We start from the raw sequence: 14,904 nt of genomic DNA on the forward strand, positions 1-14,904 counted from the left end.
GCGGCCCTCCGGCCGGCGCGCGGTGAAAGGCTCACGACGCCGCCTTGGCGGCCGGGCCGCCGGGCACGAGGCGAACGTGGTAGCGGGTGAGGACGTCGGCCCCGAGCACGAGACCGAGGAGCAGGCCCTGGAAGGCGCGGGTCAGGTCGAGGGGGAGTTTCAGGTCGATCTGCGCGCCCTCTCCGCCGATGGTCGTCAGGGCGATGACGAGGGCCGCGAGAAGAATGCCGGGCGGGCTGAGGCGGCCGAGGAACGCGACGATGATGGCGGTGAATCCGTAGCCGGGGGAGATCTCCGGCTGGAGCTGGCCGATCCGGCCCGCGACCTCGCAGATGCCGGCGAGGCCGGCGGCTCCGCCGGAGATGGCGAAGACGCCGAGCGTCAGGCGCGCATCGGAGAAGCCGGCGAAGCCCGCCGCCCGTGGGCTCGCGCCGACGGCCCGGACCTCGAAGCCGAACAGGGTGCGGGCCAGCACGAGGGCGCCGAGCCCGATGCCGAAGAGGGCGATGGGGACGCCGGCATGGAGCGACTCGCCTTCGAACAGGGCCGGCAGCCGGGCCGCGTCGTCGAAACTCACGCTCTGGGGGAAATTGAAGCCGTTCGGATCGCGTAAGGGGCCGCGCACCATGTAGTCGAGCAGCAACTGCGCGACGTAGACGAGCATGAGGCTCGTCAGGATCTCCGAGACGCCGAGCTTCACCCGCAGCAAAGCCGGGATCATCGCGAACGCGATGCCGGCGAGGGTGCCGGCGGCGAGCATCGCGGGCAGGATCCAGCCGGTGAAGCCCTGGCTACCAAAACCTTGGCTACCCTGGGTCGCGATGGCGACGCAGCCGCCCGCGAGGCCGCCGACGACGAATTGCCCCTCGGCGCCGATGTTCCATAGGTTGGCGCGGTAGCAGAAGGCGAGGCCCGTCGCGATGAGCGCCAAGGGCGCGGCCTTCAGGGCCACTTCCTGGATCGACCAGAGTTCGCTCAGGGGCGCGACGAAATAGGTGACGAAGGCCTGGACCGGCGAGACGCCCAGCGCCGCCACCGCCACACCGCCGATGAGCACCGCCGCGAGGAAGGCGAGGGCCGGCGACAGCAGGTCGAGCCACGGCGAGGGCCGGGCGCGGGGGAGGAGATCAAGGCGCATGGCGCGCTCCTTTCAGTCCGTTTCCGGTTGCTGCGCTCGGTGTCGATGGGCGCGACCGGCGCCCTCTCCCGGAAGAGAGGGGACCCGCGTCCGTGACAGATTGCATGGAGCAGCCGGGGAGAGGATCGGTCCGGGATTGTGGGCTTCGCCCGCCGGAAAAGGCCGGGGCCGATAGCCGGCTCAAGACACGGCCGCCAGGGCGTCGGCCGGTGCGGCGGCGATGGGAGCATGGGCCTCCGCTTCGCCGGCCCCGCCCATGAGCAGCCCCACGGCGGCGCGGCTCGTCTGGCTCGTCGGCACCGGCGACGACAGGGCGCCGGCATGCAGGACCGCGATGGAATCGGCGACCTCGAACAGCTCGTCGAGGTCCTGGCTGATGACCAGGACGGCGCAGCCGCGCCCGGCGAGATCGAGCACCGCCTGCCGGATATGGGCGGCCGCCGCCGCATCGACGCCCCAGGTGGGTTGGTTGATGACGAGGATGCCGGGCTCGGCGAGGATCTCGCGTCCCACCACGAATTTTTGCAGGTTGCCGCCGGAAAGCGTGCCGGCGGCGGGGTCGGGGCCGGCCTTGCGCACGTCGAACGCCTCGATGATCCGCCGGGCGAGGTCCCGCGCCGCCCCGAGGCGCAGCAGGCCGAAGCGGCTCAACGGAGCGGTGGCGTGGCGCGAGAGCAGGGCGTTCTCCGAGAGGCTCATGCCCGGCGCGGCGGCGTGGCCGTTGCGTTCCTCCGGCACGAAGGCGGCGCCGAGGCGGCGGCGGGCATTGATGCCGAGGGTGCCGGCGGGCCGGCCGTCGAGGCGCACGGCCTCCGGATTCGGGGCGCGGCGCTCGCCCGACAGGGCGTCGAACAGCTCCGCCTGCCCGTTGCCGGCGATGCCGGCGATGCCGAGAATCTCGCCCTCCGCGACAGTGAGGGAGAGGTCGCGCAGGGGCGTGGCGTGCAGGCCCGGCGCCGGCAGGGTGAGGTGATCGACCACGAGGCGGTCGGCGCTCCTGGGCCGGTTCGCCTTCGGCCGCACCTCGCGCACCTGGGTGCCGACCATGAGGGCGGCCAGCGAGCGGGCGGTCTCGGCCTGCGGATCGCAGGTGCCGACGACCCGGCCGCCGCGCAGGATCGTGGCGCGGGTGCAGAGGCGGCGGACCTCGTCGAGGCGGTGCGAGATGTAGAGGAGCGCCCGGCCCTCGTCGCGCAGGCGCTCCAGCACCGTGAACAGGGCCTCCGCCTCGCCCGGCGTCAGCACCGAGGTCGGCTCGTCGAGGATCACGAGCTTCGGGTCCTGCAGCAGGCAGCGCACGATCTCGATGCGCTGGCGCTCGCCGGCCGACAGCGACCAGACCGGCCGCGCCGGATCGAGGTGCAGGCCGTAATCGCGGCCGAGACCGGCGATCCGCTCCGTCAGGGCGCGCCCCCTCAAGGCCGGCGGCATCACCAGGGCGATGTTCTCGGCCACCGTCAGGTTCTCGCAGAGCGAGAAGTGCTGGAACACCATGCCGATGCCCAGCGCCCGGGCGGCATCGGGGTTGGCGAGGCGCACGATGTCGCCCCGATGGGTGACCACGCCCTCCGTCGGCTCCAGCAGGCCGTACAGGATCTTCATCAGGGTCGATTTGCCGGCCCCGTTCTCGCCCAGGAGGGCGTGGACCTCGCCGGCCCGAATCTCGAGGTCGATGCCGTCATTGGCGGTGAAAGCGCCGAAGCGCTTGACGATGCCGTAGGCGCCGAACAGCGGCGTCGGCCCCCCGCGCGGAGCGTGTGCGACGGTGGCGTCCATCAGGCGGTTCCGAACAGTGCATGGGCGAGGCGGGTGTGCTCCTCGCGCAAACGCCCGGTCTCGATCCCCAGGGGATGGCCGTCGAGGACGCGCCAGGCGCCCGCGACCATCACCCGGTCGGCCCGGTGCGCCCCGCACAGGACCAGGGCGGCGAGGGGATCGTGCGCGCCGGAGAAGCGGAGTTCGTTGAGGGTGAACAGGGCGAGATCCGCCTCGCGACCGGCCTCGATGCGGCCGATATCGGAGCGGCCGAGGCAGCGGGCCGAGCCCTCCGTGGCCCAGCGCAGGGCATCGCGATGCGTGACGGCCTCGGCCCCGTAGGTGAGGCGCGAGAGCATGAGGGCGTGGCGCACGCCCTCGATGAGGTTGGAATTGTCGTTGGAGGCCGAGCCGTCGACGCCGAGGCCGACGGGCGAGCCCGCCGCTTCGAGCTCGCAGGTGCGGCAATGGCCGGACGCCAGCACCATGTTGGAGGTCGGGCAGTGGCAGATGCCGACGCCGGCGGCCCCCAGGCGCTTCACCTCGCCGTCGTCGAAATGGATGCCGTGGGCGACCCAGGCGCGCGGCCCCATCCAGCCGACCTCTTCGAGGTAATCCACCGGGCGCTGCCCGAAGGCGTCGAGGCAATAGGCGTTCTCGTCGAGGGTCTCGCCGAGATGGGTGTGCAGGCGGCAATCGTGGCGCTCGGCGAGCACCGCGCTCTCGCGCATGAGGCGCTTGGTGACGTTGAACGGGGAGCAGGGCGCCAGTCCGATCTGCACCATGGCGCCGGGCGCGGGGTCGTGGAACAGCCCGAGCACCCGCTCGCTGTCGGCGAGAATCGTGTCGTCGTCCTGCACCAGGGCCTCGGGCGGAAGACCGCCATCCTTCTCCGACAGGCTCATGGAGCCGCGGGTGACGAAGGCGCGGATGCCGAGCGCCCGCGCCTCCTCGACCTGGATGTCGACGGAGGCTTCGAGCCCTTTCGGGAACAGGTAGTGGTGGTCCCCCGCCGTGGTGCAGCCCGAGAGCAGCAGCTCCGTGTAGGCGAGGCGCGTCGCCATCCGGAACGCCTCCGGATTCAGCCTCGGCCAGATCGTGGACAGGGCCTTGAGCCAGGGGAACAGCGGCTTGTCGAGGGCGACGGGATGGGCGCGGGTCAGGGTCTGGAAGAAGTGGTGGTGGGTGTTGACGAGGCCCGGGATCACCACGTGGCGCGACGCGTCGAAGGTCTCGTGCAGGGGCGTGACCGGCCTAGCGCCGGAGGGCACCGTCTCGACGATGCGGCTGCCCTCGACCACGAGGCCGCCGCCGGCCCCGTCGGCGAGGATCGCCAGGGGATCGCGGATCCACAAACGGCGGAGCGGGGCGGGGGAGGCTGTCATGCGGCGTCCTCGGGAGCGGGTTTCACGGCGGTCGCGGCACGTCTCTAGAAGACGTGGAAGGCGACGCCGGCCAGGAAGCTCTTCTCTTCGGTGCCCTTGAAGGTGCGGGTTTCCACGTTGCCGAACTTGTTCAGCCAATATTGGAAGCCGATGAAGACATCGACCCGGTTCGGCTGATCGTAAACGAGCTTGCCGAGATCGAGGACGAGGTTGGTGCGGGACAGGAATTCGACCCCGCGCGGCGGGTTGAAGGCGTAGGCGCCCGGATTGTCGCTGATGCCGCGCCCTTTGGGCAGGACGATGTTGTTGAAGCCCGCGAGCGTCAGCGGCAGGCCGGTGAAGCTCAAGGGCAGGCTGTAGACGATCTCGAATTCGGGGACGGTGTTGAAGCTCTGGTCCCGGTCGGGGCCGACGTTGAAGCCGTTGCGGTTCCATTCCTTGTAGGCGTGGACCGACAGGTTGAGGAAGCCGGCCGGAACGTCGAAGGCGAAGTTCAGGCCGCCGACGACATCGCGCTTCTTCGAGCCGAAGGCGTCGTTCTGCGAATTGGCGTCGAAGCCGAAGGCGAGGGAGACTTCCTTGACGATCCCCGGCACCGTGAAGGCCTTGGTGCCCGTGAGCGCGTTCAGGCTCAGGGTGCCGCGATAGAGGCCGTAGGCTTCGGTGTTGCCGTAATCCTGGAAGACCGGGATGCCGCCGGGCGCGTTGGTGGTGCCGGCGGGGAATTGCGAGCCGGATTTCAGGATGTCGAGGGAGAAGAAGTTGGTGCCGTAGGCCCAGGCATCGGCATGCGAGATGTTGAGGATGTGCTTGGGCGCCTCACGGCTGCGGAAGCTGCCGTCCGGCCGCTGGATCTGGATGCCGGGCGTGACCGTGGGAAATTGATAGCGATAGCTCACCTGGGTGTCGGCGAAGAGGAAGAACGGCACTTCCTTCACCGTCGTCTCCAGCGGCGCCTTCGCCCGCTCCGGCCCGAGATCCGCCGCGCAAGCCGCACCGAACATGCCGCAGGACAGTACGATCGCCGCGAACCCCCGAACCAGCATTCTTCTTCTCCACAATCGCGCTTTCGGTCCGGTCACAGCAATGCCGGTGCCAATACGGATGTGAGGCGCCCTTTTAGGGTCTGCGTGGCCGCTCATGGTACTGCGATGCCACACAAGTCGGCTCGGGCGGGGCATAAAGGGTGTTGAACCGGCCCAAGCGCCCCGCCCGGGCACGGTGGAGCCCCGGGCCGAGTCTTCCGGTCGCGCCGGGCTTGGCGGCGCAACCGGCATGGTTTTGCCCGGCGGCTGCCCAAGCTGCGCATGGCCTGGACGCGATGCCGAAATGCGCTCGGCGTGGTCGCGCCGTGCGCGCGGAAGCGGCTCAGCTGCCGCGATAGGTCTGATAGCTCCACGGCGTCGCCACCAGGGGGACGTGATAGTGGCCCTCCGGCTCGGCGACGCCGAAGCGCAGGGGCACGACGTCGAGGAACGGCGGCTCCGGCAGGTCGAGGCCGAGGCCGCGATGGTAGTCGCCCAGCCCGACCCGCAATTCGTAGGTCGCCATCGGCACCGGGCGCCCGTGGATCAGGGGCGTGTCCGTGCGCCCGTCCGCGTTGGTGACCGCGCGGGCGACGAGGGCGGCTTCCGTCGCCGACACGATCTCGAACAGATCCACCGCCACGCCGGCGGCGGGACGTCCGAGGCGGGTGTCGAGGACATGGGTCGAGACCCGGCCCGTGGTCTCCAGCGGGCCGTCTCCGCTGACCAGGGCGTCGAGGCGGATCGCGGCGATGCGCAGGACTTCCGCCTCGGCGGTCCGCCGTTCGACCGCGAATGTCGAGTCGAGGCGTTTTTCGAAGGTGGCCAGCAGGGACGCGCGGCCGTGTCGCTTGACGCAGAGGATGAACGGCAGGCCGAATTTGTCTCGATAGGCGGCGTTGAGGGCTTCGAAGCGGGCGATCTCGGCCTCCGACAGGCGGTCGAGACCGGCCGCCGCCTGCTCGGCGATGGAGGCGGCGGCGATCCGGCCGGCCCGTGCCGCCCGCCCGGCGAGCTCGGGATGTCCCGTGAGCAGGGCGAGGCGCCGCGCGTCGTCGGCGCCCTCCACGATGGCGCGCATGGCCGAAAACAGGGCCGTGACCGTGGCGTAGGGACGGCCCGCGGCGGCGCCCTCGGCGACCCAGGGCGCGTGCTCGAACACCGCCCCGAGGGTGGCGACGAACGCCGCCGGCGACGCGGCGTTGAGGGCGGACAGGTTCACGGTCATCGTCTGCTCTTGCGCGAAATCGCGCCCATCGGCGGGCTTCTCAACGCTAGCAGAGGCCGGGCCATCTTTTCGAACCGGGTTTCGGGAGGGCCACCCCTTCGGCGGCCCCCGCCCCGAAACCATGTCGTCCGAGGCCCGGTGCTGCCGCCTCGGCATCGCACCGCCGCCGAGGCGCGCACGGTTCTCCGATCTCCCATCGACCGAGCCGGTTCTGCTCAGCCAAGCGGCACCCCCCGCCCTCAGCCGTCTGAACTTGCTGGCACACGCCTTGCGCGACTTCGGTCCAAGCCGGGCGGGCGGGGTCCGGGCCTGAGGACGGGGGACGGCATGGAACGGCGGGCAACGGCTACGCGGGCGCAGGAAGCGGCGCCGCCCGATGCGGAGCGGCTGCGCCCGCTCTCCCTCGGTCTCCTCGGTTTCCAGCACGTGCTGGTGATGTATGCGGGCGCGGTGGCCGTGCCGCTCATCGTCGGGCGCGCCCTGAAGCTTTCGCCGGAGGAGATCGCGCTCCTCGTCAGCGCCGACCTGTTCGCCTGCGGCATCGCCACCCTGATCCAGAGCTGGGGCCTGCCCGGCATCGGCATCCGTATGCCGGTGATGATGGGCGTGACCTTCGCCTCCGTCACGCCGATGATCGCCATCGGCGCCAATCCGGATCTCGGCCTCGCGACGATCTACGGCTCGGTGATCGTCGCCGGCGTGTTCGGCCTCCTCGTGGCACCCCTCGTCGGGCGGCTGCTGCCGCTGTTCCCGCCCGTCGTCACCGGCACCATCATCCTGGTGATCGGAATCTCGCTGATGCGGGTCGGGGTGAACTGGGCGGCGGGCGGCCTCGGCAGCCCCGCCTACGGCGCCCCGCTCAACCTCGGCCTCGCGGCCTTCGTGCTCGTGGCGATCCTCGCGCTGACCCGTTTCACCACCGGCTTCGTCGCCTCGGCCTCGGTGCTCATCGGCATCGTGCTGGGCATGCTCGCCGCTGCTGCCTTCGGACTCGTGGATGTGAGCAAGGTCGCGGCGGCCCCCTGGTTCGACGTGGTGCGGCCGTTCCATTTCGGCTGGCCCCGCTTCGACCTCGTCTCGGCCACCACCCTGTGCATCGTGATGATCGTGGTGATGATCGAATCGTTGGGGATGTTCCTGGCGCTGTCCGCCATCACGGCCGATCCCGTCGACGAGGCCCGGCTGAGCCGGGGGCTGCGCGCCGACGGCCTCGGCACCCTCATCGGCGGCGTCTTCAACACCTTCCCGTACACCTCGTTCTCGCAGAATGTCGGTCTCGTGGGCGTCACCGGCGTGCGCTCGCGGCGCGTCACCATGGTGGGCGGCGCCATCATGCTGGGGCTCGGGCTGATCCCGAAGCTCGCCGCCCTCGTCGAGGCGGTGCCGCCCTGCGTGCTCGGCGGCGCCGGCCTCGTGATGTTCGGCATGGTCGGGGCGACGGGCGTGCGCATCCTCGGCGCCGTCGATTACGCGGGCAACCGCAACAACCTGTTCATCGTCGCCGTGGCGGTGGGCTTGGGGATGATCCCCCTCGTGGCCCCGGCCTTCTTCAAGCAGATGCCGCACGCGCTGCACCCGCTGCTGGAATCCGGCATCCTGCTCGCGGCGATCGCGGCGGTGCTGCTCAACCTGTTCTTCAATGGGCTCGGCAGCGCGGCACAGGCCCGCGACGCGGCCCTGCACCAATCCCGAACGGCGGACGCTCACTGAGGCCCGCCCCGTTTCCCATCACTCCGGAGTCGAGAATGCCCCTGATCTCATCGCGATACGGCAAGGCCCGCGTCCGGGTGATGCGCCTCACCCGCGACGGTGACCACCACACGCCGCGCGAGATGACCCTGACCGTCCTCCTGACCGGCGCCTTCGACGCCGCTTGGACCTCGGGCGACAACCGGGCCTGCATCGCCACCGACAGCGTCAAGAACATCTGCAACGTGGTGGCGGGAAGGAATCTGTCCCTCGACAAGGAGGCCTATGTCGAAGCCATCGCCCGCACCTTCCTCGACACCTATCCGCAGGTCGAGGCCATCGAGATCGAGGGCGAGGAGACGCGCTGGCTGCGCCACGCCATCGCGGGCGAACCGCACGGCCACGTCTTCACCCTGGACGGCAACGGCATGGGATACGTCCGGCTGGCGGCGCGCCGGGACGGCGCGGTGCGGCAATCGGGCCTGCGCGGCTTCACCCTCATGAAGACGACGCAATCGGGCTGGTCCGATTTTGTCGACGATGGCTACCGCACCCTGCCGGATACCCGCGACCGCATCGCCGCGACCGCCATGGACGCGACCTGGACCTGGGGGGACGATCCGGCGGATCACGACGCCGCCAACGCCCGGGTGCTCGCCATCCTGCTGGAGGTGTTCGGCGCCACCTATTCGCACAGCGTGCAGGACAGCATGTACCGGATGGGCGAGGCCGTGCTGGCGGCGATCCCCGAGATCGCCGAGATCGGCTTCGCCATGCCGAACAAGCACTACATCCCCCTCGACCTCGCGCCGTTCGGCCTCGACAATTCCGGCACGGTGTTCCTGCCCACCGACGAGCCCCATGGGCAGATCGAGGCCACCATCGGCCGGGGCTGACCCGGCGGCGCCCCCGCGACGGCGACCCATCGCCGCCCGGTGTTCCGCATCCGGGTGAACCGCCGTAGAGAGCCGGCGATGGAGCTCAGACCCTACCAGCGCGCCAGCCTCGATGCCCTTTACGCCTCCTGGCGCAGCGACACAGGCGACGGCCTCATCGTCCTGCCCACGGGGGCCGGCAAGGCCTTCGTCATCGCCGCCCTGGTGCGGGAGACGATTCTGCGCGATCCCACCGCGCGGATCGCCGTCGTCACCCACACCCGCGAACTCATCGCCCAGAACCACCGCGAACTCCTCGCCACCTGGCCCGAAGCCCCGGCCGGCATCTACTCGGCGGGCCTCAATCGCCGCGAGACGGCCACGCAGGTGCTGTTCTGCGGCATCCAGTCGGTGTGGAACCGACTCGATGCCATCGGCGCCTTCGACCTCGTGGTGGTGGACGAGGCCCATCTCATCCCCCGTGCCTCGGAGACCCGCTACGGGCGCTTCCTCGCCGCCCTGCGGGCCGCCCGGCCGGATTTGCGCGTCGTCGGCCTCACGGCGACGCCCTACCGCCTCGACAGCGGCCGCCTCGACGAGGGCGCGGGCCGCTTGTTCGAGCGCATCGTCTACGAGGCCAATGTCGGCGACCTCATCCACCAGGGCTACCTCGCGCCCCTGATCTGCAAGGCGACGGCCACGGCGCTGGATGTGTCCGGGGTAGGCAAGCGCGGCGGCGACTACATCCCGAGCGCCCTCGAGGCGGCGGTGAACCAGGACTGGATCACCCGCGCGGCCGTCGAGGAGATGGCCGGCTACGGCCGCGACCGCCGGGCCTGGCTCGCCTTCTGCGCCGGGGTCGCCCACGCGGAGGCCGTGCGCGACGCCGTGCGGGGGCACGGGGTGACCTGCGAGATGGTCACGGGCGAGACGGGCAAGCGCGAGCGCGACCGCATCGTGCGCGACTTCCGCGCCGGCCGGGTGCGCTGCCTCACCTCCGTGGGCGTGCTCGCGACGGGGTTCAACGTGCCGCGCGTCGATCTCATCGCCCTCCTGCGGCCGACCCAGAGCACGGGGCTCTACGTCCAGCAGGTCGGACGGGCCTTGCGCACGGCACCGGGCAAGACCGACGCCCTCATCCTCGATTACGCCGGCTTGGTGCGGATGCACGGCCCCGTCGACATCGTCACCGCCCGCAGCGCGGCGCTCGTCAAGGGCCGCGAGGGCGAGATCCGCGCCAAGGCCTGCCCCGGCTGCGGTGCCCTCATCGCCCTCAATGCGAGCACCTGCGAGGCCTGCTGGGTCGAGCCCGAGGACGAGGCCGACGACGGGCCGGGCCATGAGGCGGCGGCCGACGACGAGCATCCGATCCTGTCGCGGGCCGTGCCGGTGTGGCGCGAGGTGCGCGGCTGGCAACTCGCCCGTCATGCCGCCTGCCTCGAAATCCTGTTCCGCCTCGGGGAGGGGTTCATCCACCGGGTCCGGCTCGACCTGGAGCAGACCGGCTATCCGCGCGAGAAGGCGGTGCAGTGGTGGCGCCAGCTCGGTGGCGGACGCGACGTGCCCATGAACGTCACCGAAGCCCTCGACCGGGCCGGCGACCTCACCCGCCCGGACGCGATCCTCATCCGGGCCAATGGCCGCCTGTCCGAGAGCGTGAGTTATCGTTTCGCGGACGGACGGACCTTCGTCGATACGCGACGGCTCGACGGGGTGGGTTAGTGCTGTGACGCAATCACTTCGTTCATGCGCCAGAGCACTGGGCTTTTGTTTTTGCATCACTTTTCCCAGACACGGCTGAAGCCTCCGTCTGGATCGATGCCCTAGGGGCGCTTCGGCCGAAATGGATGCCGGCTCCGATCCGGCGCGGAATCCTTCTGGCAATCGAGCGAATATTTTTGCAATTATTGTGCTGGCTATATTGCGCGGGATCGCTGGCGGAATTGGAGGTGTTTTGGAGGCCCGGGGTCTGTTGGTTTTTGGGATGAGAAATATTTGTTCTATAAGTTTTTTTGCGGGTTTAAGCCCTTCCGTTGCATCCTTGTTTCTTTATTCTTGATATAGGTTGCGTCTCTGTTCGACGTGGACGAAGACGGCATACCGTGTGCTCCGGCACCGGAACGCCCGCAACCGACGACCCTTCATGACCGCTCCGCCCACGCTCGCCATCGCCGTGTCCGAGTCCGCCGCCTTCCGGATGGGGCGAGTGCGGCGCGCCTTCGCCGATGCCGGCTGGACGGCGGCGATCGTGCTGCCCTGCGTCCTGCTGTCGGTGGTGACGTCCCGGCTGCTCGGACCGCTCGCCCTGTTCTGGCCGGCGGATGCCGTGCTGCTCGGCATGCTCCTCCGGCATCCCGAACGCGCCAGCGCGGCCGGTTGGCTCGGGGCATCGGCCGCCTATCTGGCGGCTGATCTCTGGTCGGGCAGCGGCTGGCTCCGGGCGGCTTGGTTGAATGCCGGCAATCTCGCGGGCGTCGTGACGGGCTACCTTGTCGCTCGCCGCATCCTGCCCGTCGCCCTGCGCCGCCTCGATCAGCCCCGCGCCATGCTGCGCGTGCTGGTCGTGTGCTTCGTCGGCGTCGTGGTGCAAGCGGTGATCGGCGGCTCCGCCAGTCCGGTGCTGTTCGGGCATAGCCTGCTCAGCGGACTGATCGACTGGTTCAACGGCGAGCTTGCCACCTTCATCATCCTAACGCCGCTGATCCTCGCCGCGCCCCGGGGAGGGACCCTGCGCGGACTGCTGGCGCGAGGCCGGGCCCTGGGGGAATGGCCTTGGACTGATCTCCTGCCGGGTCTCTCCCTCGCTTTGTCCCTGGCCGGCGCCCTCGCCCTCGGTGGGCCGGGGGTGCTGGCCCTGCCGGTGCCGGCACTGATCTGGTGCGCCCTGAGCTACCCGGTGTTTCCGACCCTGGTGCTGACGGCGCTGCTCAGCATCGCGCAACTGTATTTCATCGCCATCGGGGTCATGCGGCTCCCGGAATCCAACCTCCTGTCCATCGACGCCGTCCAGTCGGCGCGCCTTGGCATCGCCCTGGTGGCCCTCGGGCCGATGGCCGTGGCCGTCGTCAACGCCGCGCGCAACGACCTCCTGCGCCAACTCGACCACATGGCCCGCCACGACCACCTCACCGGGATGCTGCGGCGCGGGGCCTTCCTCGAAGGCGCGACCGCGATGCTGGCCGACCGGATCGCGGCGGGGCGGCCGGCGGCGGTGCTGATGATCGACATCGACCACTTCAAGCGGATCAACGACCGCTTCGGCCATGCCCAGGGCGACCGGGTGCTGGTCGCGGTCTCGGCCACCCTGCTGGCCGGATTGCGCGACGACGATCTCGTGAGCCGCCTCGGCAGCGAGGATTTTCCCATCCTGGGCCGGCTCGGCGGCGAAGAGTTCGCCGTCCTGTTGCCCGATGCGGGGGCGGCCGAAGCCCGCGCGGTGGCCGAACGGCTGCGCCTGAGCGTGGCGGCCCTCGCCCTGCCAGAGGTGGAGACGGCGGCTGGAACGCTGCCGGCCCTCTCCGGCTTGACGGCGAGCTTCGGCCTGGCCACCTGCGACGCGGCCCGTCCGCATTCCGTCGAGACCCTGCTCGCCCGGGCCGATGCGGCCCTCTACGTCGCCAAGGCGACCGGGCGGAACCGGGTGGAAGACGCCGACGCGGAGCTTCCGACGGCGACCTGACCGCCCGCCGGGCCTGGACGATCCGTGAAGCGTCGCGATGGCCGGGAACACCCGCGCCCGGCCACGGTTCCATCGTTCGGCCCGTTTCGGGCCGCGAGCGAGGACATCATGCGCGATCCGTCGGCCCCCACCCCCTCGGCCCGAGGCGCTTCGGCCGGCGCCGCCGAGGCGGCGACCAAGGGAGCGACCAAGGGGCTCGCCGGGCTGTTCGGGGACAGCGTGCGCAACGCCGCCGACCTCCTGAGTGCCGAGTTCGAACTCCTGCGCCGGGAGACCGACGGCAACATCCGGGCGATCCTGCGCCTCGTCACGATCCTGGGCACGGCCGTGCTCCTCGTGCTCGCCGCCATGATGTTGTTCGTGGTGTTCCTCGTGAAGGGCATCGGCGCGCTGCTGGGGTCGGACATCGCCGGGGCCGTCGTGGTCGGCGGGCCGTTCGCCGCCGTCGCCCTCGCCCTCACGGTATTCGGCCTGCGCCGCATGGCCCGCAAGAACCTCCTGCCGCGCCGGTTCGAGCGCCAGATCGCCGAGGATGCCCGCATGGCGACCCGCCCGCGCGCCTGAGCTCGGTCCCTTGAATCGTCGCTCGGGGAACGCTACCGCTCCCGCCGACGCGACGATTCGCGTGACGGGATCACCGCCATGACCGAGATTCGCCCCCGCCGCAGCGTGCTCTCCATGCCGGGCTCGAACGCCCGTGCCCTGGAGAAGGCCGCGAGCCTCCCCACCGACGTGGTGATGATCGACCTCGAGGATGCCGTGGCGCCCGAGGCGAAGAACGAGGCGCGCCGCGCCGTCGCGCAGGCGGTGGCGGAGAGGCGGTTCGGTCGGCGCGAGGTGGTGATCCGGGTCAATCCCCTCGACACCCCATGGGGCGAAGCGGATCTCGCCGCCATCGCACCCGCCGGAGCCGACGCCATCCTGGTCCCGAAGGTCACGGGCTCCGATGTCCTCGTGACGGTGGGCAGCCGCCTGCGCCGCCTCGGCGCGCCCGAGCGCACCCGCGTCTGGGCGATGATCGAGAGCCCCATGGCGCTCCTGCACATCACCGACATCGCGCAATCGGCCCGCGACGTCGACACGCGTTTGGCCTGCCTCATCGTCGGCCCCAACGACCTCGCCAAGGCGAGCCGGGTCCGCCTCGGCGTGCCGGGGCGCCCGGCCCTGATGCCGTGGCTGATGAACGTCCTCGCCGCCGCCCGCGCCTACGAGATCGATTGCATCGACGGCATCTACAACGCGTTCCGCGACGAGGCCGGGTTCCTCGCCGAGTGCGAGCAGGGCCGCGATTGCGGTTTCGACGGCAAGATGCTCATCCATCCGGGGCAGATCGAGGCCGCCAACCGGGTGTTCGGCCCGACGCCGGAGGCCGTCGCCGAGGCCCGTGCCATCATCGCGGTCTTTTCCGATCCGGCGAACGCCCGGCGCGGCGTCGTCGATTTCAACGGGCGGATGATCGAGCGCCTGCACGCCGTCGAGGCCACCCGCCTCGTCGCCATGGCGGACGCCATCGCGGCGATGGGTGAACCCATCGCGTCGGCGACCGCGTGATCCAGGCCGTCCCCGAACTCGCCGTCGACCTGCGTCTCCTCGATCCCCGCCTCGCCGGCTGGGGGTTTCCCCGCTGGGGTTCGGACGGGGCCGCCGGCCTCGACCTCCATGCCTGCCTCGACGCGCCCCTGACCCTGCCGCCCCAGGGAGCCGCCGTGCTGATACCGGCGGGCTTCGCCCTGGCGATCCGCGACCCCGCCTGGTGTGCCCTGGTCTATCCGCGTTCGGGGCTCGGTCACCGCGACGGCCTCGTCCTCGGCAACGGTGTCGGGGTGATCGACGCCGACTATACCGGCCCGCTCATGATCTCGGCCTGGAACCGCAACCCCACGGGGCCGGCCCTCGTGGTGACACCGGGCGACCGCATCGCCCAGCTCGTCTTCACCCGCGTCGCCCGGCCGGCCTTCGCGATCGTCGACACCCTGGAGGCGTCCGGGCGCGGCGCCGGCGGCTTCGGCTCGACGGGCGTGCGATAGGCTTTCGCCGACGCAGGCTCAGGCCGCCGCGAAACATGCCACCGCTGCGGGAGCCAATCGCCCCCGCCCAAGTTTCATTCCGGCAACACCATCCGGCATGGAG

The 14,904-nt window shown here is 70.7% G+C and carries 12 protein-coding genes; 7 read left to right on the forward strand and 5 right to left on the reverse strand.

Features of this window, described 5'->3' with window-relative positions:
• Positions 1 to 31 precede the first annotated feature (31 nt).
• The 5 genes from BM249_RS13865 to uraD form a co-directional block, all read right to left on the reverse strand.
• Complete coding sequence (locus tag BM249_RS13865) at positions 32 to 1,138, reverse strand: ABC transporter permease (RefSeq protein WP_091972706.1); 1,107 nt, start codon at positions 1,136 to 1,138, stop codon at positions 32 to 34.
• A gap of 180 nt (positions 1,139 to 1,318) precedes the next feature.
• Positions 1,319 to 2,914, reverse strand: coding sequence for an ABC transporter ATP-binding protein (locus tag BM249_RS13870; RefSeq protein ID WP_177232416.1), 1,596 nt, complete (start codon positions 2,912 to 2,914; stop codon positions 1,319 to 1,321).
• A complete protein-coding gene (locus BM249_RS13875; RefSeq protein ID WP_091972708.1) occupies positions 2,914 to 4,278 on the reverse strand; it encodes an 8-oxoguanine deaminase in 1,365 nt (454 codons plus the stop codon). The genes BM249_RS13870 and BM249_RS13875 overlap by 1 nt, the downstream gene beginning before the upstream one ends.
• 44 nt (positions 4,279 to 4,322) lie before the next feature.
• Complete coding sequence (locus BM249_RS13880; RefSeq protein WP_091972710.1) at positions 4,323 to 5,324, reverse strand: hypothetical protein; 1,002 nt, start codon at positions 5,322 to 5,324, stop codon at positions 4,323 to 4,325.
• 322 nt (positions 5,325 to 5,646) lie between these two features.
• Complete coding sequence (gene uraD, locus BM249_RS13885) at positions 5,647 to 6,531, reverse strand: 2-oxo-4-hydroxy-4-carboxy-5-ureidoimidazoline decarboxylase (protein WP_091972712.1); 885 nt, start codon at positions 6,529 to 6,531, stop codon at positions 5,647 to 5,649.
• Between the two features lie 327 nt (positions 6,532 to 6,858).
• Here uraD and BM249_RS13890 point away from each other — a divergent pair, with 327 nt between their 5' ends.
• The 7 genes from BM249_RS13890 to dut all read left to right on the forward strand — a co-directional run bounded on the left by BM249_RS13890 (position 6,859) and on the right by dut (position 14,801).
• Complete coding sequence (locus BM249_RS13890) at positions 6,859 to 8,241, forward strand: nucleobase:cation symporter-2 family protein (RefSeq protein ID WP_091972714.1); 1,383 nt, start codon at positions 6,859 to 6,861, stop codon at positions 8,239 to 8,241.
• Between the two features lie 35 nt (positions 8,242 to 8,276).
• Entirely contained in the window at positions 8,277 to 9,116 is an 840-nt protein-coding gene (pucL, locus tag BM249_RS13895) for a factor-independent urate hydroxylase (RefSeq protein WP_091972716.1), read from the forward strand.
• 78 nt (positions 9,117 to 9,194) lie between these two features.
• Positions 9,195 to 10,817, forward strand: a complete 1,623-nt coding sequence (locus BM249_RS13900; RefSeq protein ID WP_091972718.1) for a DEAD/DEAH box helicase — start codon at positions 9,195 to 9,197, stop codon at positions 10,815 to 10,817.
• A gap of 421 nt (positions 10,818 to 11,238) precedes the next feature.
• On the forward strand, positions 11,239 to 12,774 hold the full coding sequence (locus tag BM249_RS13905; protein ID WP_091972720.1) for a GGDEF domain-containing protein: 1,536 nt from the start codon (positions 11,239 to 11,241) through the stop codon (positions 12,772 to 12,774).
• A 108-nt stretch (positions 12,775 to 12,882) separates the two neighbouring features.
• Complete coding sequence (locus BM249_RS13910) at positions 12,883 to 13,338, forward strand: phage holin family protein (protein WP_143103770.1); 456 nt, start codon at positions 12,883 to 12,885, stop codon at positions 13,336 to 13,338.
• A gap of 78 nt (positions 13,339 to 13,416) precedes the next feature.
• On the forward strand, positions 13,417 to 14,325 hold the full coding sequence (locus BM249_RS13915) for an HpcH/HpaI aldolase/citrate lyase family protein (RefSeq protein WP_091972724.1): 909 nt from the start codon (positions 13,417 to 13,419) through the stop codon (positions 14,323 to 14,325).
• Positions 14,325 to 14,801: a dUTP diphosphatase gene (gene dut, locus BM249_RS13920; RefSeq protein ID WP_091972799.1), complete on the forward strand. Its 477-nt coding sequence runs from the start codon at positions 14,325 to 14,327 to the stop codon at positions 14,799 to 14,801. The genes BM249_RS13915 and dut overlap by 1 nt, the downstream gene beginning before the upstream one ends.
• The last annotated feature ends 103 nt before the right edge of the window (positions 14,802 to 14,904 follow it).

The organism is Methylobacterium gossipiicola, assembly GCF_900113485.1.
Taxonomy (GTDB): domain Bacteria; phylum Pseudomonadota; class Alphaproteobacteria; order Rhizobiales; family Beijerinckiaceae; genus Methylobacterium; species Methylobacterium gossipiicola.

Bases quoted from the DNA above. Each gene is read 5' to 3' on its own strand.
- BM249_RS13865 (WP_091972706.1), bottom strand. From the start codon at position 1,138: ATGCGCCTTGATCTCCTCCCCCGCGCCCGGCCCTCGCCGTGGCTCGAC.
- BM249_RS13870 (WP_177232416.1), bottom strand. From the start codon at position 2,914: ATGGACGCCACCGTCGCACACGCTCCGCGCGGGGGGCCGACGCCGCTG.
- BM249_RS13875 (WP_091972708.1), bottom strand. From the start codon at position 4,278: ATGACAGCCTCCCCCGCCCCGCTCCGCCGTTTGTGGATCCGCGATCCC.
- BM249_RS13880 (WP_091972710.1), bottom strand. From the start codon at position 5,324: ATGCTGGTTCGGGGGTTCGCGGCGATCGTACTGTCCTGCGGCATGTTC.
- uraD (WP_091972712.1), bottom strand. From the start codon at position 6,531: ATGACCGTGAACCTGTCCGCCCTCAACGCCGCGTCGCCGGCGGCGTTC.
- BM249_RS13890 (WP_091972714.1), top strand. From the start codon at position 6,859: ATGGAACGGCGGGCAACGGCTACGCGGGCGCAGGAAGCGGCGCCGCCC.
- pucL (WP_091972716.1), top strand. From the start codon at position 8,277: ATGCCCCTGATCTCATCGCGATACGGCAAGGCCCGCGTCCGGGTGATG.
- BM249_RS13900 (WP_091972718.1), top strand. From the start codon at position 9,195: ATGGAGCTCAGACCCTACCAGCGCGCCAGCCTCGATGCCCTTTACGCC.
- BM249_RS13905 (WP_091972720.1), top strand. From the start codon at position 11,239: ATGACCGCTCCGCCCACGCTCGCCATCGCCGTGTCCGAGTCCGCCGCC.
- BM249_RS13910 (WP_143103770.1), top strand. From the start codon at position 12,883: ATGCGCGATCCGTCGGCCCCCACCCCCTCGGCCCGAGGCGCTTCGGCC.
- BM249_RS13915 (WP_091972724.1), top strand. From the start codon at position 13,417: ATGACCGAGATTCGCCCCCGCCGCAGCGTGCTCTCCATGCCGGGCTCG.